Origin of the sequence: Geobacillus lituanicus, from assembly GCF_050994965.1 — a bacterium.
Lineage (GTDB): Bacteria > Bacillota > Bacilli > Bacillales > Anoxybacillaceae > Geobacillus > Geobacillus stearothermophilus.
This window is the reverse complement of the sequence record NZ_CP194773.1, coordinates 662,501-689,043: the sequence shown is the minus strand read 5'-3', so window position 1 is coordinate 689,043 and position 26,543 is coordinate 662,501. Positions and strand designations below refer to the sequence as shown.

Below are 26,543 nucleotides of genomic sequence, written 5' to 3'. Positions count from 1 at the left end.
GAATCAAATGTTCGGATCACTCCGTTCGCCGTATCCCAAATAACGCGATGATGCCGACCTTATTGATAAATATGCACAAACGGCTCGTCTGCTTTCGCCTGGCGCACGATGAGGCTTTCCGGCTGACCGGCTGAGGCGATGTAGACATTAACGGTAATGTAGTCCGGGAATTTTTCCATCACCAAGCCGGTCACGTATTGGGTAAAGCCGATCACTTCCGCTTTGCCGTAAAACGGCATCGTAATGTTGATCGTTAACTTCTGAAGCTGGTCGTTGACGTACAATCCTCTGCCGACGATGCCGGTGTAGTTCGGGAAAAAGTCTTCAACGTCTGATTTAAAATTATTGAATTTGATCCAGTCATCGCGATGGTTCTTTTCCGCCTCATCGGACGGGAATAAATAATATTCCTCGTTCACCGCTTCCCAATCATCGATCGTGGCGCTTCCGTCGTCAACATGGGTGACCGCGAAAAAGTGGCCCGGAATCACGGACGAGCGCGGCGCCTGTTTGTACAAGGCAATCGTGATCGGCACGTTGCCGAGCCCTTTAATATTTCGCAGCCGCTTCAACACCTCGGCGGCGATCCGCTTTCCTTCCCGTTCGATGACATCGTCTTTGATTTTCACTTCGCGTGGATACCCTTGCTCGGTTGAGTAGTAGTGGACGGAATTCAACGCCAGGCCGATGGCGACGCCACCAAGCTTCACCTTGTCGTTATCGACTTTCACTAAGTAGTCGTGCTCCAAAATGCTGGCCAGGTAAATCGGGCTTTGTTTGTTTTTTTGCTCATTCGTTCCTTTGTCGCTGATCGGCGGGTTTAAGCCGATGTTGTCTTCCGGTTTCATTTTCTCTGCCTTCAGCTGGCTTTCCGTCCGCTTGCGGGCGAGCCAGCGCCCGATCGTTTCGCTGTCCAAATATTGCCCTTCCTGCAACAAATATTCATCCGGGGAAAATTGCTCAGATGCCAAGCGCATCAGCCCGGTTTCAAATTCATCGACATCAAGCCGGGTGTTGACGTCGTTGACGACCCGCCCGCGCGCCCCGGACGGCTTAAAAGGCAAGACAACGCGGTAATACGAATCAGAAATGTTGTATTTCGGGATGACCGCTTCTTGCTCTTTGCTTCCTTTGTCTTGCACGACTTCCTCACCTTTGTCAAACTTCGGCGCACACGCAGACAACAAACAAATCGAAGCGAGCCCGATAACGGCCAACCGTTTTCGGGCCCGATTCGTCCAACGACAAGCAACGAAACTGCGCAGTAGTGAGATTTGTTTCATCGTTTCCCCCTGTTGATCTCTTGCAAAAATCGTGATTCGTCCCAAATCTCAATGCCAAGCTGCTGGGCTTTCTCCAGCTTCGATCCGGCATCCTCGCCGGCGATGACAAGGTCGGTGCTGCGGCTGACGCTGCCGGTGACGCGCCCGCCAAGCCGCTCAATTTGTTCTTTTGCTTCATTGCGCGACATCGACGCGAGCTTGCCGGTCAAGACGACCGTTTTGCCGGCGAAGGCAGAGTCAGCAGGCGCTTCAGCCGACCGCTTCGGCCCTTTGTAAGCCATATTGACACCGTAAGCGCGCAGCTCCTGGAGCAGCTCAGTTGCTTCGGGTTGGGCGAAGAACGCCGTGATCGCATCCGCCATTTTCTCTCCGATTTCGGGGACGGCCATCAACTCCTCTTTCGTCGCCCGTTCGAGCCGCTCCATCGTTTCAAAATGCTCAGCCAAAAGTTGGGCGGCTTTCGCTCCGACGTAGCGAATGCCAAGGCCAAACAGCAGCCGTTCAAGCGAGTTTTGCTTCGACGCCTCAATCGCCGCAAGCAAGTTGGCCGCCGACTTTTCCCCCATCCGTTCCAACCCGACAAGCTGTTCCTTCGTCAGGCAGTACAAATCGGCGACATCGCGGACAAGGCCGGCGTTAAACAGCTGGGTGACGACTTTTTCGCCCAAACCCTCGATGTTCATCGCCGCCCTTGAGGCAAAATGGATGAGCCGCTCGCGCAGCTGGGCCGGGCAGTTCGGGTTCAAGCAGCGGAGCGCCACTTCCCCCTCGAGACGGACGAGCTCGCTTTCGCATTCCGGGCAGTGCGTCGGCATCGCAAACGGCGTTTCATCCCCATCGCGCCGGTCAACGACGACGCCGACCACTTCCGGGATGATGTCGCCCGCTTTTTTAATGATGACCGCATCGCCGATGCGAATGTCTTTTTCCCGTATAAAATCTTCATTGTGAAGGGTGGCGCGCTGCACTGTCGTGCCGGCGACGCGCACCGGCTCTAAAATCGCCGTCGGCGTGACGACACCCGTGCGGCCGACGTTCACCTCAATGCCGATTAACGTCGTCACCACTTCCTCGGCTGGGAACTTGTAGGCAATCGCCCAGCGCGGGCTTTTCGCCGTCGCGCCAAGCGCCCGTTGCTGGGCGAATGAGTCCACCTTAATAACGATGCCGTCAATCTCATACGGCAGCTGCGGCCGCTTGTCGTGCCACTCGCTGACAAAGGCGATCACCTCATCGATATTGGCGCAGCGCCGTCGCTCTGGGTTTACTTTAAACCCGAGCGCCTGCAAATAATCAAGCGCTTCGCTGTGTGAAGCGATGCCAAGCGCCTCGGCGTCGGCTAAGCCATATACAAACAAATCCAGCTGGCGCGAGGCCGCCACTTTCGGGTCGAGCTGGCGGAGCGAGCCAGCCGCGGCGTTGCGCGGGTTGGCAAACAGCTCCTCGCCGCGGGCTTTTCGCTCCTCATTCAAGCGCAAAAACGACGCTTTCGGCATAAACGCCTCGCCGCGCGCTTCAAGCGACACCGGTTCTTTCAGACGGAGAGGCAGCGAGCGGATCGTTTTCAAATTTTCCGTAATGTCTTCACCCGTCGTCCCGTCGCCGCGCGTCGCCCCTTGGACGAAATAGCCGTCTTCATAGCGGACCGAGACGGCGAGGCCGTCGATTTTCAGCTCGCATACGTACGCCGCTTCCCCGACTTCCTGACGGACGCGGCGGTCAAAATCGCGCAAGTCTCCTTCGCCAAACGCGTTCGCCAAGCTCATCATCGGAACGCGATGCGCCACTTTGCGAAACGCCTCAAGGGGCGGACCGCCGATGCGCTGGGTCGGCGAATCGCTCGTTTTGAGCTCCGGATATTGTTCCTCAATGGCGATGAGCTCTTGCATCAACCGGTCATACTCGGCATCTGGAACAGACGGGCGGTCAAGCACATAATATTCGTACCCGTAGCGGTTCAACAGTTCGCGCAGCTCGGCCGCGCGCCGTTCGGCTTGTTGGCGGTCCATACGTTCACCTGTTCTCCTTTCCTACACTTTCTCAATCGGCGCAAATTTGGCAAGCAGTCGTTTAATGCCGATCGGGCTCGGGAAGGCGATGTCGAGCTCTTGGTCGTCGCCGCCGCCGCGGACGCTGACGACGGTGCCGATGCCCCATTTCCGGTGGTTCGCCCGATCGCCGACTTTCCACGATCCCACGGCGCCGCTTGCCTGCGGGCGCGAAACGGCCGGGCGGGAGGCGCCCGCTTGGCGGCGCGAGGCTGTCTCAAGCAAATGCGCCGGAATTTCATTCAAAAAGCGCGACGGCGGGTTCATTTGGATGTTGCCAAACAGCGTCCGCATTTGTGCGCTCGTCAGCACAAGTTCTTCCTCCGCGCGGGTGATGCCGACGTACGCCAGCCGCCGTTCTTCTTCCATCTCATCGTCATCCTCGAGAGAGCGGTTGTGCGGGAAAATGCCTTCTTCCATGCCGATCAAAAAGACGACCGGAAACTCGAGCCCTTTGGCGGCATGCAACGTCATCAACATGACGGCATCTCCTTCAGCGGCCTGTTCCGTCCCGTTCAGCTCGTCCAAATCGGAAATGAGCGCCAATTCGGTTAAAAAGGCGATGAGCGATTTATCGTCGCTCACATTTTCAAAATGCTTCGTCACCGACAAAAACTCATCCAAGTTCTCGAGCCGGCTTTGTGCTTCAATCGTCCGCTCCGCCTTGAGCATCTCGCGGTAGCCCGATTTGTCGAGCACTTCTTCGACGAGTTCGGTGACGGAGACGTATTCTTGCAGCTGCGTCCATTGCTCGAGCTGGCTGCGGAACGCGGCGAGCGCCCCGGCCGCTTTGGCGCCAAGCCCGATCATCTCTAGCTCGCCGAGCACCTCAAACAAGGACAGCTCATGCTCGGCTGCATAGCGGACGAGTTTGTCGATCGTCGAGGCGCCAATGCCGCGTTTTGGCACGTTAATGATGCGAAGCAAGCTTAAATCATCGTCCGGATTGGCGATGACGCGCAAATAGGCGAGAATGTCTTTAATTTCTTTCCGGTCATAGAACTTTAAGCCGCCGACAATTTGATACGGAATGTTCGCTTTCAGCAACATTTCCTCCATGACACGCGACTGGGCGTTCGTCCGGTACAAGACAGCAAAATCACGGTAGCGGCGTTCGCCGCGCTCCACTGCCTCGCGGATGCGTCCAGCGACAAACTGCGCTTCGTCCGCTTCGTTCATCGCCTCATAATAAAGAATCGGCTTTCCTTCCGGGTTTTCCGTCCAAAGCCGTTTCGGCTTCCGGTTGACGTTATGCTCGATGACTTCGTTCGCCGCTTGCAAAATGCGCTTCGTCGAGCGGTAGTTTTGCTCAAGCAAAATGACTTTTGCGTTCGGATAGTCGCGCTCGAACGACAAAATGTTTTGGATGTCCGCCCCGCGCCACCGATAAATCGATTGGTCGGCGTCGCCGACGGCGCAAATGTTTTGAAAGCGTTCCGCCAGCTTTTTGACCAGCGTATATTGAGCGCGGTTCGTATCCTGGTACTCATCAATATGGATGTACTGAAACTTATATTGGTAATAGTGAAGCACATCCGGCACGCGGTCAAACAGTTGGATCGTCGTCATGATCAAATCGTCAAAATCGAGCGAATGATTGCGAAGCAGGCGCTGTTGGTATTCTTGATACACATCGCTGACGACTTTTTCGTAATACGTCGAGGCCCGCTTCGCGAATTGCTCCGGAGGCAACAGCTCGTTTTTCGCCGCGCTGATCGTGCCTAAAATCGTCCGCGGCTCAAATTTTTTCGGGTCTATGTTTTTTTCTTTTAAAATCGTTTTCATGACCGAAAGCTGGTCCGTCGGATCAAGGATGGAAAAATTGCGGTTGATGCCGATGCGGTCAATGTCGCGGCGCAAAATGCGGACGCACATCGAGTGGAACGTCGAAATCCAGACGTCTTCCGCCGCCCCACCTAAGAGCGACTGCACACGTTCCCGCATTTCGCGCGCCGCCTTGTTCGTAAACGTAATGGCCAAAATGTTCCACGGCGCCACATGCTTTTCCGCCATCAAATAGGCGATGCGGTGCGTCAACACCCGCGTTTTCCCGCTTCCCGCCCCCGCCATAATGAGCAGCGGGCCTTCCGTCGTCCTGACGGCTTCTTGTTGCTCTTTGTTTAAATGGGCGAGCAGCTGTTCCGATAAAAAGTTCATTGTTTTCACCACCAATACACCATATGTTCTATTTCGCCTCATTCGCCCGCTTTACGGCGTCCACGGTCAGCAGCGCCTGTTCAAACGATTCGTAAACGGCGTTGCCGACAACAACAGTATCCGCCCGGCGCGCCATCTCAGCCGCTTGCTCCGGTGCGGTGATGCCGCCGCCATAAAACAGCTGCGTCTCGCCGAGCGCCTGTTTCACTTTTTCCACCAAGGCGGGGTCGCCGTATATGCCGCTATATTCAAGATAAAAGATCGGCAGCTTGTACAAATGTTGAGCGAGGCGGGCGTAGGCCACCACATCGTCTTCGCTCAGGCCGGCGTCGGCTTCGGTAAGCTTTGCCGCCTTGCATTCCGGATTTAAAATGCAATACCCCTCGGCAAAAATCTCATCCCAATTCATGATCTCGCCATATTGTTTCACCGCCTCATGATGGCGGCCCACCACCCAGTCGACATGGCGGCTGTTTAACACGATCGGAATGAAATACGCATCAAACCCCGGCGTCAAGGCCTCAAGATTTGTGACTTCAAGCGCGCATGGCACCGAAAACCGGCGGATGCGGGCCAATAAATCGAGCACACCATCGAGCGTCACCCCGTCCGTTCCGCCGACGATGACGGCATCCGTCCCCGACTCGCAAAGGCGCTCAAGGCGCTCATCATCGATCGGTTTGTTCGGGTCGAGCTTAAACACATGGCGCCAGGCGCGAATCTCTTCCATGACAATACCCCTTCCACTCCGTTCTCCATTGTTTCATTATAACAAATCCGCAAAAAGAAAAGGAGTTCCTTTGCGAATGGAAGGAATCTCCTTGCCTGCTTAGTCTGTCACCGCTTCATTCTCTTCTTGCGGTTGTTCCTCTTTAATGCGGTCAAGCGCCATGGCATAGGCATCGTTTCCATAGTTGAGGCAGCGTTTGACGCGCGAAATGGTCGCCGTGCTCGCTCCGGTTTCCGTTTCAATTTTATGGTACGTATACCCTTCCCGCAACATGCGGGCGACTTCCAGACGTTGGGCAAGCGCCTGAATTTCGTTGACGGTGCATAAATCATCGAAAAAACGGTAACACTCTTCCAAATCGCGCAGCGACAAGATGGCTTTAAACAGTTGATCAAGCTCTCTGCCGCGCAGCTTGTCGATTTGCATGTTTGTCTCCTCCTTGCTTTGGCGAAAAACGATTTGGTGGACTGTTGGCGCTCTCCTCTTTATGTTTATGGTTTGGAAAACCCGCCGGCGGCCGTTTTCGGGTCACCGCCATTGCACGATCGCCAGTTCCGGAACGATATTGATCCACGTTTTGCCTGGCACGAACCCGACCGGCGCCCCATCGCGGTATGGCAGCAGCCGGCCGTCAACGTTTTTCCATTCAATCGGCTGGATGATGCCGTTTTGCAGCAAATAGCCTTGGCCGCCGGACGTGAGGTCAACGTCGCGCCGCCCATGGCTGTCGATCACTTGATGGCGGGCGGCGATGATCATCACGTTTTGCGCCACAACCGGGTCGCGCGTATCGTAATCGACCGTCTGCTCGCCGCCGCTGTATCGGTAATACCCATGCCGTTCCGGAGCATAGCGGTATTCCACTTGGGCGTACGAGCGGTGCGAATAGGCGATGCGGACCGTCCCTACCTTTTCCCCGCTCGGTTTGTCCGCGCGAAACGGCAGCGGAGCGACATCGTCCGTCCAAGCATACCCGTTTTGTTCCGCCCCTTTTTCAATGTTGGCAAACGTAATGTACGAGTTGTGCGGTGCCTTGCGGAAGGAAACGCGCTTAAACAGCGTTCCGTCATAAAAGAGCCCGTTCAAATAATCGGTTTCCCCCTGCTCGAGCCGCGCTTTCGCTTCCGGGCTCCATCCATGGCAAACATAAATGGCATTGTAGCCCTCGCTCAAATCAATATAATAATCACGCGCACTCCGCACCGGCCCGACTCGTTCCGGCTGTTCGCTTTGGTAAAGCGCCAAAAAGCGGGTGATATCCCCCTCAGCGAGCACCTCATACACGATGTCCGCCTTGCTTAATCCCGACTGTGGGCGCGCCTTCGGATGGTTGTTGACCATCACGCCGACAACCCGCTGATGAACGTCCCCTTTCGCCGGCAGCCCGGTCAGCGGGAACGTTTGTTTTTCCTCCGCCGGAGGCTTGGGCGGCTGCTCCTGCCGAGGAGCCGGTTTGGCTGGTTCAGCCTGCTTCGGCTCGCTTTTGGTCGTGCAGCCCCCTAACAACAATGCCGCGCAGCTGATGACGAACAGCCAATGTTTCAATGGACACACAACCCTTTCTTTTTTATTTTACCGCATTATCGAAGGAAAGAGTACCGTTTTGTGCATGACATCGTAAATGCCGCTCTGGGTGATGCGCACATACGGCAAATGGGTCGACTGCAAAAAGAGCAGCGAATACACAGGGTCTTCAAAGCGGTATCCCCTCTCCCGCAACAGACGGACGAACTCTTTTTCCTTGTCGATCAATGACTCCATCTCCAGCGCGGACATCATGCCGCCAAGCGGAAGCGGAAGTTCAAATACGATTTCGCCATTTTCGGCAAGCACCAAGCCGCCGCCGATTTCCTTCATCCGTCGGAAAGCGAGCAACATATCTTCCTTATGTTTGCCGATTAAAACCAAATCGCCCGTATTCGAGTACGAGCTCGCCAACCCGCCGAGCGCTGATGAAAAGCCTTTGAGCATCGTGTTGACGTGCCAGCGTCCATTCCGGTCAAGCAGCACCAAAAAGCTTTCATCATGATCATGCCCTAGCCGGTCGCGCGATGTGTCGATCGAGACGGAATACGGTTTTAAAATAACGGCATTTTCCATTCGCAATCCCATCGGCATCGAAAACTGCAAATCATCCCACCCGAGTTCCCATAACAGCGACAGCGGCCGGATGCCGAACTGTTCCCATGCGGGCGCCGTCCATGGGATCGGCGCTTCTCCGTCGCGCTTCACCCATTCGCCTTTGGCGAGCACTTGCACCGGAGTCGGATCGTGGGCCGAACGCAGGAAGTTGATATGGGCGATGCGGCCGGTGGCAATGCTGCCGTGAAGATGCTCGATGCCGTAATGGCGGGCGGCGTTGATCGTCGCCATCGCGTACGCATCGATCACCGGAACGCCATGCTCAATGGCGATGCGAATGAGCCAATCGATCACCCCGCCTTCGTAAAAGGACGGCGGCGAACCGTCGGTTGTCAACAAACATTTGTCGTAATGCCGAATGCCGAGCGCTTTCATTTCCTCAAGCAGCACCGGCAAGTCCGGACGAATCGAAGAATGGCGGAGCGTGACCGTATAACCGTGCCAAAGACGGGTTCGCACCTCTTTTCCCGTCATGGCCTCATGGTCGCCATCCACGCCAAACAGCGCCATTTTAACAAGCGTTTTTTCCGACGCTCCCGGAAAATGCCCTTCGATTTTGCGACGCCGCTGTTTCGCCTCTTGCATCCAATACAAAACGATGTCATCGCCGCTGACGAGTCTCGGCCATGATGTCAGCTCGCCGCCTTGGAGGACCGTTTCCTGGTCAAGCCATCGTTTGATCCGTACGTTGGACAATTGCTCATCCTCGCGCTCCAGCTCCGTTTGGCCATCAAACCGGCACCACCAATACATCGAAGTTGGAAGCGTATTCATTTGTTGCAAAAACAAAAGCGCCTCGTCATCATTCAGATGCAAAAGGAAAAACAAGTTATCGTTCACTAGCGTCGTCGTCCCGCGCGCCGCTGCATAACGGGCAAAGGAATGGGGATTATATAATTGAAATGGATGGACATGCGGCTCGATGTAGCCGGGAACGAGCACATACCCGCGGCAGTCGACGACTTCGCATGCCTCGTCGACCCGGTCGGGAAGACGCTCTCCGGCATACACGATGCGGTCGCCATGAATCCATATATTTCCTTTTATCCATTCACGAAAATACGAGTGCAAATACGTCGCATTCACCAATACTTTCGTTGGTGATTGTTTGCCTTCAATCACTGCTGCTTGTTCACGCAGTTCGCTGCCTTTCCAGCGGTAACGTTGTTCGCCCATTGACACCCCGTCCCTTGTTTCCTAATCATTCCATATAATCATTTTAACGTACGAAAGCGATTTTCACAATAAAAAGATGAGGAGGGGCAAGCCAATGGCAAATATCGGCATTGTGAATGCGCTCATTCGCATTACGCTCGGTTTGACTGTCGTCGCGTGGGCGACCGCCCGCCTGGCCCGGCGGCCATGGTGCACATCGTACTTGTTCGCCGCTTTGCTTGGGGCCATGAAAGTCGGTGAAGGGATTACCCGTTTTTGCCCGCTGACGGCCTTGTTTGACAACATGCAGCGCCAGCAGCTGCTTGAAGAACAAAAAGAAGCCGTTGTCAATCCAACGTAACGAACATCATGCGGTCAACTTGGAACAAGGTTGCATATGGCACCTGTTTCCTGTCGTGCTGGCGTGTGTTGCGCCGGCGGACGAAGATGCTGCGACCGCGTCTCGTCAAGTTCGGAGGCATCCACTTTGCGGGGAACTGGCTTCGGCCTTGTCGTCCATTTACTTGGAACTTGCGTCTTGAGCCGCCCGGACTTCTCAGGAAAGTTGGCTTCGACCCCGCCCGAATTGTTCCATTATCACGCCAAAAAGGTGTCCCAGATTCGGGACACCTTCCACCCAAAGGAGTGATTGACCATGTTGCTGGAATATATGACCGATATGTCGTTCGTATTGGCCGCGTTAATCGGGGGAATTATCGCTCTTTCATACGTGTATATGCGGCGGAGGCGCGTTCGATAGCGCGCCGGCCGATGTCGCGGCGGTAAAACAGCCCGTCGCTCTCGATTCGCGTCAACTGTTCATACACTTTTTCCTTCGCCTCAACGAGTGTACTCCCTTTCGCTGCTGCCAGAAGAACGCGGCCGCCGTTCGTGTACAGTGCACCGTCTTCTTGCTTCGTCCCGGCATGGAATAGCAGCACATCGGAATCAAGCCGATCCACCCCCCGAATGGCCGCTCCGCGCTCATAGGCGCCCGGGTAGCCTTTGGCAGCCAGCACGACGCCGAGCACCGCTTCGTCCGTCCACTCAAGCGCCAACTCTTTTCCTTCCATCACCGCGAGGATCGCTTCAACCAAATCGGTTTTCAGCCGCGGCAGCACGACTTGCGCCTCGGGATCGCCAAAACGGGCGTTGAATTCGATCACTTTCGGCCCGGTTGCCGTTTCGATCAGCCCAGCATACAGCACGCCGGTAAACGGCCGGCCTTCAGCCACTAACGCTTTGGCGGCCGGGCGCAAAATCGTTTCCATCGCTGTTTCCACCGTCTCCGCTGAGATTTGCGGCACTGGCGAATACGCTCCCATCCCACCGGTGTTCGGACCTTCATCCCCGTCATACGCCCGCTTATGGTCTTGGGCGATGGCAAGTGGATACACTTTCTCGCCGTTGACAAACGCCATAAACGAAAATTCTTCGCCTTCCAAATACTCCTCGATCACGACTTGGCAGCCGGCTGTGCCAAACTGGCCATCGACAAGCGCTGCCTTCGCGGCGGCCAGCGCTTCTTCCACCGTTTGGGCGACGGTCACGCCTTTTCCGGCAGCCAATCCGTCCGCTTTCACGACGATCGGCGCGCCTTTTTGTTCAATGTACGCTTTCGCCTCTTCATACGACGCAAAGGTCGCATGATCCGCCGTTGGGATGCCGTATTTCTTCATCAGCTCCTTCGCAAACGCCTTGCTTCCTTCGATGAGCGCTGCCGCTTGAGTTGGGCCGAAAATGCGAAGCCCCTCAGCCAGAAACCGATCGACGATGCCGGCAGCCAGCGGCGCTTCCGGCCCGACGATCGTCAAACCGATTGCGCGTTGCTTGGCAAACTGCACAAGCGCGTCGATATCGAGCTCATCAATGTCGACGAGCTCCGCCACTTCCCCGATGCCCGGGTTGCCTGGCGCCGCGTACAGCTTGTCCACAAGCGGGCTTTGCGCCGCTTTCCAGGCGATGGCATGCTCGCGCCCGCCGCGTCCGACTACCAGAACGTTCATTGTCTTCCTCTCCTTTTTGCCGCCGTTTAATGTTTGAAATGGCGCACACCGGTAAACACCATGGCCATGCCGTACTCATCCGCTTTGCGAATCGAGTCGGCGTCGCGAATCGAGCCGCCCGGCTGAATGATCGCGGTAATGCCGGCTTTTGCTGCTGCTTCAACCGTGTCGTCCATTGGGAAGAACGCATCGGACGCCAACACAGCGCCAACCGCCTGTTCCCCGGCTTGTTCAATGGCAATGTTGGCCGCGCCGACTCGATTCATTTGCCCGGCGCCCACGCCGACCGTCATCCCATTTTTGGCGAGTACAATCGCATTCGATTTCACATGTTTGACAACCTTCCAAGCAAATCGAAGCTGTTCGCGCTCCGCCTCGGTCGGCTCGCGTTTCGTGACGACGTTCCATTCGGCGTCTTCAAGCGTATACTTATCGGCCTCTTGCACAAGCAAGCCGCCATTGACGGAAACGAGCGTTTTTTCCTTAACGTCCGGCGCGGCAAAATCAAGCGTCAACAAGCGGATGTTTTTCTTTTTCGTCAAAATGGCGAGCGCCTCGTCGCTGAACGATGGGGCGATGACGATTTCCAAAAAGATGTCGTGCATCCGTTCGGCTGTTTCTTTGTCCACTTCCCGGTTGACGGCGACAATGCCGCCGAAAATCGAGACCGGATCGGCCTCGTACGCTTTCGTAAATGCCTCAAGAAGCGTGGCACCGACCCCGACGCCGCACGGGTTCATATGTTTGATCGCCGCTGCGGCTGGCTCTTGAAATTCGCGAATGAGGTTGATGGCCGCATTGGCGTCGTTGATGTTGTTGTACGACAGCTCTTTTCCGTGCAGCTGTGCCGCTTTGGCAATCGAGAACGCCGCGCCGAGCGGTTTGGCGTAAAACGCCGCCGATTGATGCGGATTTTCGCCATAGCGCAACGACTGTTTTTTCGTGTAGGTGACGGTGAGCGTTTCCGGATACTCTTCGCCGGTGAGACCGGTCAAATATTCGGCGATCATCGCATCATACGCCGCCGTATGGCGGAACGCTTTCGCCGCCAGCTGCTGCCGCGTCTTTGCTTGGATCGAACCGGTTGTTTTCAGCTCTTCGATCACCATTGGATAGTCGGCCGGGTCAACGACAATCGCGACATCGGCATAGTTTTTCGCCGCCGCCCGCACCATCGTCGGGCCGCCGATATCGATGTTTTCAATCGCCTCGGCCAGCGTCACGTCCGGTTTGGCGATCGTTTGCTGGAACGGGTACAAGTTGACGACGACCAAATCGATCGGGCGGATGCCGTGCTCTTTAAGCGCCGCTTGGTGGCGCTCATCGCTGCGCACCGCCAAAATGCCGCCATGGATGGCTGGATGCAGCGTTTTGACGCGCCCGTCCAAAATTTCCGGAAACCCGGTGACATCGGAGATCGAAATGACCGGAACGCCGGCCTCTTCAAGCGCCCGTTTCGTCCCGCCGGTCGAAATGATGTCGACGCCAAGTTCCGCCAACTGCTTTGCAAACGGAATGATCCCTTCTTTATTGGACACGCTGATCAATGCTCGTTTCACTGCCATCATTCTCGATCCTTTCTTCCTGTTGTTCCTTCTCCCCTAGCAGCATGCGCAACACCGCTGGATACAGCTCATGTTCAACTTGATGGATGCGCGCCTCAAGCACCTCGATCGGCTCACCGGGCACGATCGGGACGGCGCACTGGGCGATGACCGGCCCGGTGTCCATCCCTTCATCAACATAATGGACGGTGACGCCTGTTTCCAAAACGCCCGCCCGATACGCTTGGCCGATCGCATCTTTGCCCGGAAACGCCGGCAGCAGCGACGGATGAATGTTGACGATTTTCCCTTCATAGACGGAAAGCAACGTCGGCCCGATCAAACGCATATAGCCGGCGAGCGCAATCCAGTCGATGCGCCGCTCCTTCAGCTCGCGCAAAATTTCGCTTTCAAACGCCGCCTTCGATGGATACTCTTTCGGCGAAAACACGAACGCCGGCACGTTTTCACGCGCCGCCCGTTCAATGACTTTCGCCCCCGGGCGGTCGCACACCAAAAGCGCTACTTCCGCGGGCACCTCACCGCGCTTGGCTGCGTCGACGATCGCTTGAAAGTTCGTGCCGCTCCCGGACGCAAAGATCGCCAACCGTTTCATGCGCCGTTCCCTCCGGCAAACGACACGCCTTCCCCTTCGACGACTTCGCCGATCATGTATGCGGCCTCCCCTTGCTGGGCCAGCGCATCGACAACCGAGTCCGCCGCCTCCGGGCTGACCGCCATCACAAGGCCGATGCCCATATTAAAGACGGAAAACATCTCTTCTTCCTCAAGCCCGCCGTTTTGGCGCAACAAATCAAAAATCGGCAGCCCCGGCCATGAGCCGCGCTCAATGCGCGCACCCAGCCCGGAAGGCAGCATGCGCGGAATGTTTTCGATAAATCCGCCGCCGGTAATATGAGCCATCCCTTTGATCGTAAACGTCTGCAGCAAAGAACGCAACGGTTTCGCATAAATGCGTGTCGGCTTCAATAACTCCTCGCCGAGCGGAACCGCAAGCGGCTCGTAAATGCGGTCAACGTCCAACTTCGCTTGGTCAAACACGATGCGGCGCACGAGCGAGTAGCCGTTGCTGTGGAGACCGCTTGAAGGCAGTCCGATCAGCACATCGCCCGCTTGAATCGTTTGCCCGGTCACCAATCGTTCTTTTTCCGCAATGCCGACCGCAAACCCTGCCAAATCATACTCATTTTCCTCATACATTCCCGGCATTTCCGCCGTTTCCCCGCCGATCAAGGCGCAGCCGGCTTCGACGCAGCCGTCGGCCACTCCTTTGACGATGGCGGCGATTTTTTCCGGCACCGCCTTGCCGCAGGCGATATAGTCAAGGAAAAAGAGCGGTTCCGCTCCTTGGACAAGAATATCGTTGACACACATCGCGACGCAGTCGATGCCGATTGTATCATGTCGGTCAAGCAAAAACGCCACTTTCAGCTTCGTGCCGACGCCATCCGTGCCGGAGACAAGCACCGGCTGGCGATAGCCAAGCGCCGATATATCGAACAAACCGCCAAAGCCGCCGATCCCACCCAGCACTTCCGGGCGCATCGTTTTTTGTACGTGCTGTTTCATGAGAGCGACCGCTTGGTAACCCGCCTCAATGTCAACCCCTGCTTCTTTATATGCGTTTGCCACATTCCATCCTCCCTTTGGCCGCCATGCAGCCAACTTCACACCGAATCGCGTTCTCCATCGCGATGTTATTTCACCGTCAAGCACGGTCGGACAGCCCGGCCGATGCGGGTTGGGTATTGGCCAGTGAAACATGCCAAACATTGCCCGCGCTCTGGCGAGACGTCCGGGCGCCCGATCGCCTCAAGCATCCCTTCCTGGCTGAGAAACGCCAGTGAATCCGCACCGATCAAGCGGCGAATCTCTTCGACCGAATATTTCGCCGCGATCAATTCTTCCCTTGATGACGTATCAATGCCGTAAAAACAAGGATGGGTGATCGGCGGGGCGCTGATGCGCACATGCACTTCCACGGCCCCCGCTTCACGGAGCATCGTGACGATGCGCCGGCTTGTCGTCCCGCGCACGATCGAATCGTCGACCATCACGACCCGCTTGCCGGCCACAACCCCGCGCACCGGTGACAGCTTCATTTTCACGCCTTGCTCACGAAGCGCTTGTGACGGCTGGATGAACGTCCGGCCGACGTAACGGTTTTTGATGAGCCCTAATTCATAGGGGATGCCGCTCGCTTCCGCATAGCCGATGGCGACCGAAATGCTCGAGTCCGGCACGCCGGTGACGATGTCGGCCTCTGCCGGCGCCTCAAGCGCCAGCCGTTTCCCTAAGTTTTTGCGGGCCGTATGGACGTTGATGCCGTCGACATGGCTGTCCGGGCGGGCGAAGTAAATGTATTCCATGCTGCAAATCGACCGCGGCTGCCTAGGAGCAAACCGTTCCGAACGCACCCCTTCATGACTGATGATGAGCAATTCCCCAGGCGCCACTTCCCGCTCGTATGTGGCGCCGATGACGTCGAACGCGCACGTTTCCGACGCCACGACATACGCCGAGCCGAGCCGACCGAGCGACAGCGGCCGGAAGCCGTGCGGGTCAAGCGCCACATAGAGCGCTTCTTCCGTCAGCAGCAAAAACGCAAACGCCCCTTCGATCTGGCTGAGCGCCTCTTTCATTTGCCCGACAAACGTCGGCGCTTGGCTGCGGCGGATGAGATGGGCGAACACTTCCGTATCCGATGTCGTCTGAAAAATGCTTCCTTGTCCTTCAAGCGCGAGCTTCAACTCGATGGCGTTCGTCAAGTTGCCGTTATGGGCGAGCGCCATCGATCCGGTTTGCGAGCGGAACAAGAGCGGCTGCACGTTTTCATAGCCGCCCCCGCCCGCCGTCGAATAGCGGACATGACCGATGGCCGCCGCCCCTTTGAGTGCATCGAGCGTGCCGCTTTGAAACACGTCCGTCACCAGCCCCAGCCCTTTATGACCGGATAAGCTCCCGTTATGCGCCGCCACGATGCCGGCCCCTTCCTGCCCACGGTGTTGCAGGCTGTGAAGCCCGTAATATGTGAGCCGGGCGGCGTCTTCATGCCCCCAAATGCCGAAAATGCCGCACTCCTCGTTCAATCCTTTGATTTCAGCAAGCATGGAATAGCCCCTTTCCAGACGTTTCGCATCTCGTCAACCGAAAGGCGGATGACCGTTTCCCCCTGTTCCCCGTTCACTGTCAAGATGCCGTCGCCTGTCACTTCGCCGATTCGCTTCGCTTCCACGAGCTGTTCAAACGCTTCCTGATGTTCTTTTTTCACTGAAACAACAAAGCGCGATTGCGTTTCGCCGAACAGTTCACTGACGAGGTCGCCACCGACCGTCACCTTGGCGCCAAGCCCTAAAGCCCCCATCAGGCACTCCGCCAACGCGACCGCCAACCCACCTTCCGCCACATCATGCGCCGACGCCACGACCCCAGCGCGGATCGCCGCCAGCAGCTGGCGCTGGCGTCTTGCCTCCACCTCTAAGTCAATCTCCGGTGCTTTTCCGAAAATGCGGCCTTCCAGCCATTTTTGCAGCTCGCTGCCGCCAAACTCCGGCTTCGCCTCGCCGATCACGTAAATGAGGTCGCCCACTTGCTTAAATAGCTGGGTGGTAATATGCGAAAGGTCCTCAATGAGCCCGACCATGCCGACGACCGGTGTCGGGTAGACGGCCACACCGTTCGTTTCATTGTACAGCGAGACGTTGCCGCTCACCACCGGCGTCCCGAGCGCCCGGCACGCCTCGCTCATCCCGTCGACCGCTTTTTCGAGCTGCCAGAAAATCTCCGGCTTTTCCGGGCTGCCAAAGTTAAGGCAGTCCGTAATCGCGAGCGGCTTCGCCCCCGAACAAACGACGTTGCGCGCCGCCTCGGCGACGGCGATTTTCCCGCCCACTTCCGGATCCAAGTACAAGTAGCGCGAATTGCAATCCGTGGTGAGCGCAAGCGCCTTGTTCGTGCCGCGGATGCGCACGACGGCCGCGTCCGATCCGGGGGCGACGACCGTATTCGTCCGCACCATGTAGTCATATTGGTCGTACACCCATTCTTTGCTCGCAATCGTCGGCTGGGCGAGAAGCCCGAGCAATGTTTGGTTGTAGTCTTCGATGTGCGGAATATACGGCGGCATCGCTTGAAATTCGCGGTAGTAAACCGGCTCTTTCGACGGCTTATGGTAAACCGGCGCGTCTTTCGCCAGCGCGTCCACCGGAATTTCCGCCGCCACCTCGCCGCGGAACCAGAGACGAAGCATTTTGTCATCGGTCACTTTGCCGATCGCTTTTGCTTCCAACCCATACTTGGCAAAAATCGCAGCGATTTCGTCTTCCCGCCCTTGCTTGACGACAAGCAGCATCCGCTCCTGCGATTCAGACAGCATCATTTCATACGGCGTCATGCCGGTCTCGCGCTGCGGGACGAGATCCAAATTCATTTCAATGCCAAATCCGCCTTTGCTTGCCATTTCGGCGGATGAACTCGTGAGCCCTGCCGCCCCCATATCTTGAATGCCGACTAACGCATCCGACTTGACTGCTTCCAAACACGCCTCCAGCAGCAGTTTTTCCATAAACGGGTCGCCGACTTGCACGGCCGGGCGCTTTGCTTCCGACTGTTCGCTCAACTCTTCCGATGCAAACGTCGCCCCGTGGATGCCGTCGCGGCCCGTTTTCGCCCCGACGTACATGACCGTGTTGCCGACTCCCGTCGCAATGCCGCGCTGAATATCCTCATGGCGGATGATCCCGACGCACATGGCGTTGACAAGCGGATTCCCTTCATACGACGGATCAAACTGCACTTCACCGCCGACCGTCGGGATGCCGACGCAGTTGCCGTACCCGGCAATGCCGGCGACGACCTGCTCGAACAAATATTTGACGCGCGGCGACGTCAGTTCGCCAAACCGAAGTGAATTGAGCAGCGCGATCGGCCGCGCCCCCATCGAAAAGACGTCGCGGATGATGCCGCCGACCCCGGTCGCCGCCCCTTGATACGGCTCGATCGCCGACGGGTGATTGTGGCTTTCGATTTTAAACGCCACCGCCAACCCGTCGCCGATGTCGACGATCCCGGCGCCTTCGCCCGGCCCCTGCAGCACGTGCGGGCCGTCGGTCGGGAATTTTTTCAGCACCGGCTTCGAGTTTTTATAGCTGCAGTGCTCCGACCACATTACCGAAAAAATGCCGGTTTCCGTGTAGTTCGGCAGCCTTCCTAAAATCGCCTCAATGCGCGCAAATTCGTCATCCGTCAATCCCATCTCGCGGTACAATTGTTGTTCTTTGATCATCGCCGCGCTCGGCTCAAGCAGTAACGACATGCGTCTCCCTCCAATAGTTGACGATCGATCGAAATAGTTTCAGCCCGTCCGCGCTGCCGAGCAAGGCGTCGACCGCCCGCTCCGGATGCGGCATCATGCCAAGCACATTGCCCCGCTCATTGACGATGCCGGCAATATCCATGAGGCTGCCGTTCGGGTTTTCCCCATAGTAGCGGAACACGATTTGCTTGTTTTCCACTAAGCGCTCGAGCGTCTGTTCATCGCAATAATAATTCCCTTCGCCATGGGCGATCGGAATCGTAATGACTTCCCCTTTTTCGTAGGCGGATGTAAACATCGTCCCATTGTTTTCCACCACAAGCTGCACCGGCCGGCAGATGAACTTCAACCCTTGATTGCGGCGCATCGCCCCAGGAAGCAAGCCGGCTTCAAGCAAAATTTGAAACCCGTTGCACACGCCAAGCACCGGTTTTCCGGCATCAGCCGCCTGTTTGACGGCAGCCATTACTTTCGAAAAGCGGGCGATCGCTCCGGAACGCAAGTAATCGCCGTACGAAAATCCGCCCGGAAGCAAAACGGCGTCAAACCGGTCCAAGTTGTCCTCATCATGCCAGACGTACTCGACTTCCTCGCCAAGCTCATCGGCGATCGCATGATACATGTCGACGTCGCAATTCGATCCCGGAAATACAACGACGGCAAACTTCATCGGGCGACGGCCTCCTCAATTTCATAGCGGTAATCTTCAATCACCGGATTGGCGAGCAGCTTTTCGCACATCTCGCGAACGATCTCGTTGATGTCGCGGCCGCTCTCTTCCATCACAAGCTCCATGAACTTCCCGATTCGTACATCTTTCACTTCCGTATATGACAAGCTGTGCAGCGCCCCTTTCACCGCGGTCCCTTGCGGATCCAACACACTTTCGCGCAGCGTCACATATACTTTTACCTTGTACATGCCGATTCTCCCCCTAATCGTTGTAAAATGACTTCATACGCCTCCGTCAAGCTGCCGAGATCGCGGCGAAACACGTCTTTATCGAGCTTCTCGTTCGTGTCAGCGTCCCACAGCCGGCACGTATCGGGCGAAATCTCGTCGGCTAAAACAATCGACCCGTCCGCCGTGCGGCCGAACTCCAGCTTAAAATCAATTAATCTCACCTTTCGTTCCGCAAAATGGGCGCCCAGCACGTCGTTCACCTTGAGCGCTTCGCGTTTCAACTGGTCAATCTCCTCGCGGCTGGCAAGTTTTAAAATCGCAATATGGTCTTCCACGAGCAGCGGGTCGCCAAGATCATCGTTTTTGTAGTAAAACTCGACAAGCGGCGTCTCAAGCGGCGTTCCCTCCGCCAAGCCGATGCGTTTCGCTAAGCTGCCCGCTACAACATTGCGCACGACCACCTCAAGCGGAATGATCGTCACCTGTTGGACGAGCTGCTCGGTCGGCGACAGCTTTTCAAGAAAATGATTGGCGATGCCGGCTTCGCGCAGCTTCAAAAACAACAAGCTGGAAATCTCGTTATTGAGCCGCCCCTTGCCGGCGATCGTCGCCTTTTTCCCGCCGTTAAATGCGGTCGCGCTGTCTTTGTACTCGACCCAAAGCACGCCCGGCGCATCGGTCGCGTAAATCTTTTTCGCTTTCCCTTCGTACAGCAGCTGTTGTTTTGTCGGCATGATGAACGCCTCCGTTATCCAGAAGATTGAAAATTTTCCGCTCGGACAGCCGGCCCAAAGCCAGCCGTTTTCTGCTCAATCCAATCCTAAGCGGGCAAAAATCGTATCGACGTGTTTCAAATGATGGCGGTAGTCAAAGCAATCATCGAGTTCCTCTTTGGTAAGCCGGCTTGTAATCCGCTCATCCGCCTCAAGCAGCGAGCGGAACGGCACTTGTCGCTCCCACGCTTCCATCGCTTTCGGCTGCACCAAATCGTACGCTTCCTCGCGCGTCATCCCTTTGTCAATCAAAGCGAGCAACACGCGTTGCGAGTAAATGAGCCCGAACGTGCGCTCCATATTTTTCTTCATATTTTCCGGGTAGACCAACAAGTTTTTCACAATGTTCGCGAACCGATTCAGCATATAGTTCAACGCGATCGTCGCATCCGGCAAAATGATGCGCTCAGCCGACGAATGGGAAATGTCGCGTTCATGCCAAAGCGGCACATTTTCATACGCTGTCACCATATAGCCGCGAATGACGCGCGCCATGCCGGTCATATTTTCCGAACCGATCGGATTGCGTTTATGCGGCATCGCTGATGAGCCTTTTTGCCCTTTCGCGAAAAACTCCTCGACTTCACGAACCTCGCTTTTTTGCAGGCCGCGAATCTCAACGGCGAACTTTTCAATCGATGTCGCGATGAGCGCGAGCGTCGCCATATAGTAAGCGTGGCGGTCGCGCTGCAGCGTCTGCGTCGAAATCGGCGCTGGCGTCAGTCCGAGCTTCTCGCACACATATTGCTCGACAAACGGGTCAATGTTGGCATACGTGCCGACCGCTCCGGAAATTTTCCCGACTTCCACCATCTTAGCTGCTTGTTCAAACCGCTCCAAATTCCGGAGCATTTCGGCATACCAAAGCGCCAGCTTCAGCCCGAACGTCGTCGGTTCGGCATGGACGCCGTGCGTGCGCCCCATCATGACCGTATATTTATGTTCGCGCGCTTTCTCTTTCAATACTTGAATGAAGTTTTCCAAATCGCGCCGCAAAATCGCGTTCGCCTGCTTTAACAAGTAGCCGAGCGCCGTATCGACGACATCGGTCGACGTGAGACCATAATGCACCCATTTCCGTTCCTCGCCGAGGGTCTCCGAAACCGCCCGCGTAAACGCTACGACATCATGGCGCGTTTCTTCTTCGATTTCCTTAATGCGGCGGATGTCAAACGACGCGTTTTCCCGCAAGCGGCGGACGTCCTCTTTCGGAATGACGCCAAGTTCGGCCCACGCTTCGCAGGCAAGCAACTCCACCTCAAGCCACGCCTTAAAGCGGTTTTCCTCCGTCCAAATGGCTCCCATTTCCGGTCTCGTGTAGCGTTCAATCATCTTCGTTCCAGCCTCCGATCTTGCCAAATTTGCCACGACTCGATTCGCCTCAGCGCTTCCTCAACATCGTCTGCCAGCACCGTCACATGCCCCATTTTCCGCTTCGGCTTCGCTTCGTGTTTGCCGTACAGATGGACGTAGGTCCCCCCGTCGAACGCACCGATATGCCGAATGACCGGCTCGACGTGCTCGCCTAAAATATTGACCATCACCGCCGGCTTCAACAACTCCGTCGAGCCGAGCGGCCAGTTGCAGACGGCGCGGATGTGCTGGGCGAACTGCGACGTCGCACATGCATTGATTGTATAATGACCCGAGTTGTGCGGTCTAGGGGCCAACTCATTAATATAAATATCCCCGTCCGCCGTCAAAAACATTTCAACGGCCAGCGTCCCAACGAGCGAAAACGATGCGGCCAACACTTCCGCGTAGCGAATGGCCCGCTCTTGCACGCTTTCCGGAATTCGGGCCGGAACGATCGTTTGATGCAAAATGTTCTCGACATGAATATTTTCCGCCACTGGAAAAACAGCCGTCTCACCATCGAGGTTGCGGGCGACAATGACCGACATTTCTTTCACAAACGGCACCCAGCCTTCCAAAATGCATGGGCCAAGTCCAAGCAAATCAGCCGCTTTGGCTAGATCGCCTTCGCCGCGCAGCACATATTGCCCTTTGCCGTCATAACCGCCGCGCCGCGTTTTCAAGACGCACGGAAAGCCGGTCATGGCAACGGCCTGTTCCAACTCATCCCATCCGTCCACTTCCCTATACGGCGCCACCGGCAACCCGGCTTCGACAATCGCCGCTTTCTCCAGCGCCCGGTCTTGCGTCACCGCCAGCAGCCGGCTTCCTTGCGGGACATAGGCGTTTGCCTCCAGCCACTCAAGCGCCTGCGCATCGATATTTTCAAATTCGTACGTAATGACATCGCTCACGCGCGCCAGTTCAGCTATCGCATCCAAATCATGGTACGGCGCGGTGATTTCCACATCGGCCACTTGCCCGCACGGGGAATCAGACGTCGGATCCAGCACGGCGATGCGAAACCCCATCTCACGCGCCGCCAAAGCCATCATCCGCCCGAGCTGCCCCCCACCGATAATGCCGATCGTCTGTCCGGGAACAATCCACCGCTTAGCCAAGCTGATCACTGCTTTCCACGACTTGTTTTCGAATCGCTTCCCGCCGCGCTTTGAGCGCCTCCATATAGCGCGGCTCAAACAGTCCAACGATCGACACCGCGAGCAACCCGGCGTTCGTCGCCCCCGCCTTGCCGATCGCCACCGTCGCCACCGGCACCCCACCCGGCATTTGCACGATCGACAATAATGAATCCAAACCGTTCAACGCCTTCGACTGCACAGGAACCCCAATCACCGGCAGCGTCGTTTTCGCCGCAATCATCCCCGGCAAATGAGCCGCACCGCCGGCCCCAGCAATAATGACTTTAATGCCCCTCTCCTCCGCCGTTTCTGCATACCGAAACATCTCATCCGGCGTCCGATGCGCCGACACGACTTTTTTCTCAAACGGAATCCCCAATTCCTCAAGAACAGCGCAAGCATGCCGCATCGTTTCCCAATCCGAATGGCTTCCCATCACAACCCCGACGATCGGGCTCATACGTTCCACCCCTTTAATGCAAAACAATAAAGCCCAGAACATACATTCCCTCTTATAAGCGAGGGAAAGCATCGTTCTGGGCTTTGACAGTTGCTGATCGAAAAAAAGCCAAAACCGATCCTTTCCCTCATAGTCCAATCATTTACGGTGATTGGGTAGAGACTTTTGGGCCATATTCCCAAAATTATATGAGGGACATTGCGATACACTATGAAGCTACTTTTATATTAACAAGTTTTGAAACAAAGTGTCAAGGCAAAATCGAACATTTAATATTTTTGAAAAGGAAATGTTCGTATTTTATCAATCACCAAACAGACGGGGCGGCATATGATGAAGGAGCAGAGGAGGGAAACGCCATGGCTGATCAAAACCCGTTCACACCGTTTTCCGATTGGACAAAGCATTGGCAGCAGTTTTTCCAAACCGATTTTTGGGGGAGCATTCAGCCGTTGCTGCCGTCGGCAAACAAATCATCATCCGGCATGAACCTATACAAGAAAGACAACGAACTGCTCATCGTCATTAGCCTTCCCGGACTGAAAAAAATCGAGGACGCGGAAGTGTATGTATCATACAAAACGCTGGAAGTGAAGGCGACAGTCAATCTCAACTTTAAAGGGTTTGAATTAGTAGAAGAAGGCATTTTCCAAGGCCGGTTTGAAAAAACCGTTCCACTGCCATTCCCGGTCAAAGAGGACCGCATTGAAGCGACATACCATCATGGCCTGCTCTTCATTCACTTGCATCGCCTCATTCCCGAAGAACCCAAAAAGAAAATTATGATTAAAAAAGGGGAATGATCGTCCCAATAGGCAGCAGACCGTCAACCGCCGCATATAAAAAAAGAGGGTGTCCCATGGCGTGCAGGACACCCTTTCGGGAGTTTCCGTTTCCTATCGCTTTTATGAAAAAGGGGGTCTAGGAAACGATGATCACGCTTTACATTTTGGGGGAGAGGATTAAAAATGGCGTCATTCAAAATGACTCATTTGAAATAGGCAAAAAAATGAGAGAACCAAACAGCTCCCTCATTTTTGCCTGCCTAGCAGCGACCTACTCTTGCAGGGGCGCTGGCCCCAACTACCATCGGCGCTGGAGGGCTTAACTTCCGTGTTCGGGATGGGAACGGGTGTTTCCCCTCCGCTATCACCACTAGGCAAGCGATTCAGTTTCGACATCATTTATTATACTTAAAAAATAAATGTTGTCAAGAAGGAAAGTCATTCCTTCAAAACTAGATAACCGTCGGAAGAAGCCGCTTATAGGTCAAGCCCTCGATCGATTAGTATCCGTCAGCTCCACGTGTCGCCACGCTTCCACCTCGGACCTATCGACCTCGTCATCTTCGAGGGATCTTACCCGCCTGACGCGGTGGGAAATCTCATCTTGAGGGGGGCTTCACGCTTAGATGCTTTCAGCGCTTATCCCGTCCGCACATAGCTACCCAGCGGTGCCCCTGGCGGGACAACTGGTACACCAGCGGTGCGTCCATCCCGGTCCTCTCGTACTAAGGACAGCTCCTCTCAAATTTCCTGCGCCCGCGACGGATAGGGACCGAACTGTCTCACGACGTTCTGAACCCAGCTCGCGTACCGCTTTAATGGGCGAACAGCCCAACCCTTGGGACCGACTACAGCCCCAGGATGCGATGAGCCGACATCGAGGTGCCAAACCTCCCCGTCGATGTGGACTCTTGGGGGAGATCAGCCTGTTATCCCCGGGGTAGCTTTTATCCGTTGAGCGATGGCCCTTCCATGCGGAACCACCGGATCACTAAGCCCGACTTTCGTCCCTGCTCGACCTGTCCGTCTCGCAGTCAAGCTCCCTTGTGCCTTTGCACTCTCCGAATGATTTCCAACCATTCTGAGGGAACCTTTGGGCGCCTCCGTTACCTTTTGGGAGGCGACCGCCCCAGTCAAACTGCCCGCCTGACACTGTCTCCCACCCCGATCAGGGGTGCGGGTTAGAACTTCAATACCGCCAGGGTGGTATCCCACCGCCGCCTCCACCGAAGCTGGCGCTCCGGCTTCCCAGGCTCCCACCTATCCTGTACAAGCGATACCAAAATTCCATATCAGGCTGCAGTAAAGCTCCACGGGGTCTTTCCGTCCTGTCGCGGGTAACCTGCATCTTCACAGGTAGTATGATTTCACCGGGTCTCTCGTTGAGACAGCGCCCAAGTCGTTACACCTTTCGTGCGGGTCGGAACTTACCCGACAAGGAATTTCGCTACCTTAGGACCGTTATAGTTACGGCCGCCGTTTACTGGGGCTTCGGTTCGCACCTTCAGCCTTGCGGCTTAAGCGCTCCCCTTAACCTTCCAGCACCGGGCAGGTGTCAGCCCCTATACGTCGCCTTTCGGCTTCGCAGAGACCTGTGTTTTTGATAAACAGTCGCTTGGGCCTTTTCACTGCGGCTCTCTCGGGCTCATCACCCAAGAGAGCACCCCTTCTCCCGAAGTTACGGGGTCATTTTGCCGAGTTCCTTAACGAGAGTTCTCCCGCGCACCTTAGGATTCTCTCCTCGCCTACCTGTGTCGGTTTGCGGTACGGGCACCTCTTCACCTCGCTAGAGGCTTTTCTTGGCAGTGTAGGATCGGGGACTTCGGGACCGATGGTCCCTTCGCCATCACGGCTCAGCCTTTATGCCAGACGGATTTGCCTATCTGGCAGCCTAACCGCTTGGACAGGCTATTCCAGCAGCCTGCTCGCCCTACCTTCCTGCGTCCCCCCATTGCTCAAACGGTGAGGAGGTGGTACAGGAATCTCAACCTGTTGCCCATCACCTACGCCTTTCGGCCTCGGCTTAGGTCCCGACTAACCCTGAGCGGACGAACCTTCCTCAGGAACCCTTAGGCTTTCGGTGCAGAGGATTCTCACCTCTGTTTTCGCTACTCACACCGGCATTCTCACTTCTAAGCGCTCCACGAGTCCTTCCGGTCTCGCTTCGGCGCGCTTAGAACGCTCCCCTACCGATGACCAGCGGTCATCCCACAGCTTCGGTGGTACGTTTAGCCCCGGTACATTTTCGGCGCAGAGTCACTCGACCAGTGAGCTATTACGCACTCTTTAAATGATGGCTGCTTCTAAGCCAACATCCTGGTTGTCTTTGCAACTCCACATCCTTTTCCACTGAACGTACACTTAGGGACCTTAGCTGGTGGTCTGGGCTGTTTCCCTCTCGACTACGGATCTTATCACTCGTAGTCTGACTCCCAAGGATAAGTCATTGGCATTCGGAGTTTGACTGAGTTCGGTAACCCGATGAGGGCCCCTAGCTCAATCAGTGCTCTACCTCCAAGACTCTTCCCTTGAGGCTAGCCCTAAAGCTATTTCGGGGAGAACCAGCTATCTCCAGGTTCGATTGGCATTTCACCCCTACCCACACCTCATCCCCGCACTTTTCAACGTGCGTGGGTTCGGGCCTCCAGTAGGCGTTACCCTACCTTCACCCTGGACATGGGTAGATCACCTGGTTTCGGGTCGACGACGACGTACTTTTCGCCC

22 protein-coding genes, 2 rRNA genes and 1 riboswitch (1 of these 25 cut by a window edge) are annotated in these 26,543 nt (G+C 56.0%); of the genes, 3 read left to right on the top strand and 21 right to left on the bottom strand.

Translation table 11 applies throughout. The annotated features are described in order from the left end of the window. Positions 1–59: 59 nt before the first annotated feature. From ACR1UW_RS03455 to ACR1UW_RS03425, 7 genes are all read right to left on the bottom strand, one after another. Positions 60–1,283, bottom strand: a complete 1,224-nt coding sequence (locus ACR1UW_RS03455; protein WP_487164411.1) for a CamS family sex pheromone protein — start codon at positions 1,281–1,283, stop codon at positions 60–62. Next, a complete protein-coding gene (gene ligA / locus ACR1UW_RS03450; protein ID WP_033016671.1) occupies positions 1,280–3,292 on the bottom strand; it encodes an NAD-dependent DNA ligase LigA in 2,013 nt (670 codons plus the stop codon). Before ligA ends, ACR1UW_RS03455 begins: the two co-directional genes overlap by 4 nt. Positions 3,293–3,313: 21 nt before the next feature. Next, positions 3,314–5,488 carry a DNA helicase PcrA gene (gene pcrA / locus ACR1UW_RS03445; protein ID WP_498934537.1) on the bottom strand — a complete coding sequence of 725 codons (2,175 nt, stop codon included), beginning with the start codon at positions 5,486–5,488 and terminating at the stop codon, positions 3,314–3,316. Between the two features lie 28 nt (positions 5,489–5,516). Next, a complete protein-coding gene (gene pcrB, locus ACR1UW_RS03440; RefSeq protein WP_033009957.1) occupies positions 5,517–6,218 on the bottom strand; it encodes a heptaprenylglyceryl phosphate synthase in 702 nt (233 codons plus the stop codon). Positions 6,219–6,317: 99 nt separating this feature from the next. Next, complete coding sequence (locus tag ACR1UW_RS03435) at positions 6,318–6,644, bottom strand: YerC/YecD family TrpR-related protein (RefSeq protein WP_033009956.1); 327 nt, start codon at positions 6,642–6,644, stop codon at positions 6,318–6,320. A gap of 102 nt (positions 6,645–6,746) precedes the next feature. Continuing rightward, on the bottom strand, positions 6,747–7,763 hold the full coding sequence (locus tag ACR1UW_RS03430; RefSeq protein ID WP_498934535.1) for a DUF3048 domain-containing protein: 1,017 nt from the start codon (positions 7,761–7,763) through the stop codon (positions 6,747–6,749). Between the two features lie 27 nt (positions 7,764–7,790). Then, positions 7,791–9,536, bottom strand: a complete 1,746-nt coding sequence (locus ACR1UW_RS03425; protein WP_498934533.1) for an adenine deaminase C-terminal domain-containing protein — start codon at positions 9,534–9,536, stop codon at positions 7,791–7,793. A 94-nt stretch (positions 9,537–9,630) separates the two neighbouring features. On the opposite strand from ACR1UW_RS03425, the gene ACR1UW_RS03420 reads away from it, so the two are divergent. Together ACR1UW_RS03420 and ACR1UW_RS03415 are read left to right on the top strand one after the other, a co-directional pair. Continuing rightward, on the top strand, positions 9,631–9,876 hold the full coding sequence (locus ACR1UW_RS03420; RefSeq protein ID WP_033009953.1) for a YgaP family membrane protein: 246 nt from the start codon (positions 9,631–9,633) through the stop codon (positions 9,874–9,876). A gap of 294 nt (positions 9,877–10,170) precedes the next feature. Further along, positions 10,171–10,275 carry an EYxxD motif small membrane protein gene (locus tag ACR1UW_RS03415; RefSeq protein ID WP_325048220.1) on the top strand — a complete coding sequence of 35 codons (105 nt, stop codon included), beginning with the start codon at positions 10,171–10,173 and terminating at the stop codon, positions 10,273–10,275. Here the strand turns inward: ACR1UW_RS03415 and purD are convergent. The 12 genes from purD to purE all read right to left on the bottom strand — a co-directional run bounded on the left by purD (position 10,229) and on the right by purE (position 23,034). Continuing rightward, positions 10,229–11,521 carry a phosphoribosylamine--glycine ligase gene (gene purD / locus ACR1UW_RS03410; protein ID WP_050368122.1) on the bottom strand — a complete coding sequence of 431 codons (1,293 nt, stop codon included), beginning with the start codon at positions 11,519–11,521 and terminating at the stop codon, positions 10,229–10,231. The genes ACR1UW_RS03415 and purD overlap by 47 nt on opposite strands. A gap of 26 nt (positions 11,522–11,547) precedes the next feature. After that, a complete protein-coding gene (gene purH, locus ACR1UW_RS03405; RefSeq protein ID WP_044744031.1) occupies positions 11,548–13,086 on the bottom strand; it encodes a bifunctional phosphoribosylaminoimidazolecarboxamide formyltransferase/IMP cyclohydrolase in 1,539 nt (512 codons plus the stop codon). After that, positions 13,049–13,681, bottom strand: coding sequence for a phosphoribosylglycinamide formyltransferase (gene purN, locus ACR1UW_RS03400; protein WP_049624731.1), 633 nt, complete (start codon positions 13,679–13,681; stop codon positions 13,049–13,051). Before purN ends, purH begins: the two co-directional genes overlap by 38 nt. Further along, positions 13,678–14,718 carry a phosphoribosylformylglycinamidine cyclo-ligase gene (gene purM / locus ACR1UW_RS03395; protein WP_050368121.1) on the bottom strand — a complete coding sequence of 347 codons (1,041 nt, stop codon included), beginning with the start codon at positions 14,716–14,718 and terminating at the stop codon, positions 13,678–13,680. Before purM ends, purN begins: the two co-directional genes overlap by 4 nt. A gap of 65 nt (positions 14,719–14,783) precedes the next feature. Further along, positions 14,784–16,196 carry an amidophosphoribosyltransferase gene (gene purF, locus ACR1UW_RS03390; protein WP_033009946.1) on the bottom strand — a complete coding sequence of 471 codons (1,413 nt, stop codon included), beginning with the start codon at positions 16,194–16,196 and terminating at the stop codon, positions 14,784–14,786. Continuing rightward, positions 16,172–18,400, bottom strand: a complete 2,229-nt coding sequence (purL, locus tag ACR1UW_RS03385; RefSeq protein ID WP_050368120.1) for a phosphoribosylformylglycinamidine synthase subunit PurL — start codon at positions 18,398–18,400, stop codon at positions 16,172–16,174. The genes purF and purL overlap by 25 nt, the downstream gene beginning before the upstream one ends. Continuing rightward, the gene (gene purQ, locus ACR1UW_RS03380) at positions 18,384–19,070 is read right to left on the bottom strand and encodes a phosphoribosylformylglycinamidine synthase subunit PurQ (protein WP_160268566.1); all 687 of its coding nucleotides are present in this window, start codon (positions 19,068–19,070) and stop codon (positions 18,384–18,386) included. The genes purL and purQ overlap by 17 nt, the downstream gene beginning before the upstream one ends. Further along, a complete protein-coding gene (gene purS / locus ACR1UW_RS03375; RefSeq protein WP_049624734.1) occupies positions 19,067–19,321 on the bottom strand; it encodes a phosphoribosylformylglycinamidine synthase subunit PurS in 255 nt (84 codons plus the stop codon). Before purS ends, purQ begins: the two co-directional genes overlap by 4 nt. Next, on the bottom strand, positions 19,309–20,037 hold the full coding sequence (gene purC, locus ACR1UW_RS03370) for a phosphoribosylaminoimidazolesuccinocarboxamide synthase (RefSeq protein ID WP_429877985.1): 729 nt from the start codon (positions 20,035–20,037) through the stop codon (positions 19,309–19,311). The genes purS and purC overlap by 13 nt, the downstream gene beginning before the upstream one ends. A 75-nt stretch (positions 20,038–20,112) precedes the next feature. Then, the gene (purB, locus tag ACR1UW_RS03365; RefSeq protein WP_033009942.1) at positions 20,113–21,408 is read right to left on the bottom strand and encodes an adenylosuccinate lyase; all 1,296 of its coding nucleotides are present in this window, start codon (positions 21,406–21,408) and stop codon (positions 20,113–20,115) included. Then, entirely contained in the window at positions 21,405–22,562 is a 1,158-nt protein-coding gene (purK, locus tag ACR1UW_RS03360; protein ID WP_050368118.1) for a 5-(carboxyamino)imidazole ribonucleotide synthase, read from the bottom strand. The genes purB and purK overlap by 4 nt, the downstream gene beginning before the upstream one ends. After that, complete coding sequence (purE, locus tag ACR1UW_RS03355; protein ID WP_033009939.1) at positions 22,546–23,034, bottom strand: 5-(carboxyamino)imidazole ribonucleotide mutase; 489 nt, start codon at positions 23,032–23,034, stop codon at positions 22,546–22,548. Before purE ends, purK begins: the two co-directional genes overlap by 17 nt. A gap of 110 nt (positions 23,035–23,144) precedes the next feature. Next, positions 23,145–23,246, bottom strand: a riboswitch (purine riboswitch). A 147-nt stretch (positions 23,247–23,393) separates the two neighbouring features. Between purE and ACR1UW_RS03350 the strand changes: the two genes are divergently transcribed. Further along, positions 23,394–23,837, top strand: coding sequence for an Hsp20/alpha crystallin family protein (locus ACR1UW_RS03350; RefSeq protein WP_050368117.1), 444 nt, complete (start codon positions 23,394–23,396; stop codon positions 23,835–23,837). A gap of 240 nt (positions 23,838–24,077) precedes the next feature. Here the strand turns inward: ACR1UW_RS03350 and rrf are convergent. Beyond that, a 5S ribosomal RNA gene (gene rrf, locus ACR1UW_RS03345) occupies positions 24,078–24,194 on the bottom strand. A 105-nt stretch (positions 24,195–24,299) separates the two neighbouring features. Beyond that, positions 24,300–26,543, bottom strand: a 23S ribosomal RNA gene (locus tag ACR1UW_RS03340); it runs 693 nt beyond the window's last position.

Excerpts from the sequence above, each read along its gene's own strand:
- ACR1UW_RS03455 (WP_487164411.1), bottom strand. The coding sequence starts at position 1,283 with ATGAAACAAATCTCACTACTGCGCAGTTTCGTTGCTTGTCGTTGGACG.
- ligA (WP_033016671.1), bottom strand. The coding sequence starts at position 3,292 with ATGGACCGCCAACAAGCCGAACGGCGCGCGGCCGAGCTGCGCGAACTG.
- pcrA (WP_498934537.1), bottom strand. The coding sequence starts at position 5,488 with ATGAACTTTTTATCGGAACAGCTGCTCGCCCATTTAAACAAAGAGCAA.
- pcrB (WP_033009957.1), bottom strand. The coding sequence starts at position 6,218 with ATGGAAGAGATTCGCGCCTGGCGCCATGTGTTTAAGCTCGACCCGAAC.
- ACR1UW_RS03435 (WP_033009956.1), bottom strand. The coding sequence starts at position 6,644 with ATGCAAATCGACAAGCTGCGCGGCAGAGAGCTTGATCAACTGTTTAAA.
- ACR1UW_RS03425 (WP_498934533.1), bottom strand. The coding sequence starts at position 9,536 with ATGGGCGAACAACGTTACCGCTGGAAAGGCAGCGAACTGCGTGAACAA.
- ACR1UW_RS03420 (WP_033009953.1), top strand. The coding sequence starts at position 9,631 with ATGGCAAATATCGGCATTGTGAATGCGCTCATTCGCATTACGCTCGGT.
- ACR1UW_RS03415 (WP_325048220.1), top strand. The coding sequence starts at position 10,171 with ATGTTGCTGGAATATATGACCGATATGTCGTTCGTATTGGCCGCGTTA.
- purD (WP_050368122.1), bottom strand. The coding sequence starts at position 11,521 with ATGAACGTTCTGGTAGTCGGACGCGGCGGGCGCGAGCATGCCATCGCC.
- purH (WP_044744031.1), bottom strand. The coding sequence starts at position 13,086 with ATGGCAGTGAAACGAGCATTGATCAGCGTGTCCAATAAAGAAGGGATC.
- purN (WP_049624731.1), bottom strand. The coding sequence starts at position 13,681 with ATGAAACGGTTGGCGATCTTTGCGTCCGGGAGCGGCACGAACTTTCAA.
- purF (WP_033009946.1), bottom strand. The coding sequence starts at position 16,196 with ATGCTTGCTGAAATCAAAGGATTGAACGAGGAGTGCGGCATTTTCGGC.
- purL (WP_050368120.1), bottom strand. The coding sequence starts at position 18,400 with ATGTCGTTACTGCTTGAGCCGAGCGCGGCGATGATCAAAGAACAACAA.
- purQ (WP_160268566.1), bottom strand. The coding sequence starts at position 19,070 with ATGAAGTTTGCCGTCGTTGTATTTCCGGGATCGAATTGCGACGTCGAC.
- purS (WP_049624734.1), bottom strand. The coding sequence starts at position 19,321 with ATGTACAAGGTAAAAGTATATGTGACGCTGCGCGAAAGTGTGTTGGAT.
- purC (WP_429877985.1), bottom strand. The coding sequence starts at position 20,037 with ATGCCGACAAAACAACAGCTGCTGTACGAAGGGAAAGCGAAAAAGATT.
- purB (WP_033009942.1), bottom strand. The coding sequence starts at position 21,408 with ATGATTGAACGCTACACGAGACCGGAAATGGGAGCCATTTGGACGGAG.
- purE (WP_033009939.1), bottom strand. The coding sequence starts at position 23,034 with ATGAGCCCGATCGTCGGGGTTGTGATGGGAAGCCATTCGGATTGGGAA.
- ACR1UW_RS03350 (WP_050368117.1), top strand. The coding sequence starts at position 23,394 with ATGGCTGATCAAAACCCGTTCACACCGTTTTCCGATTGGACAAAGCAT.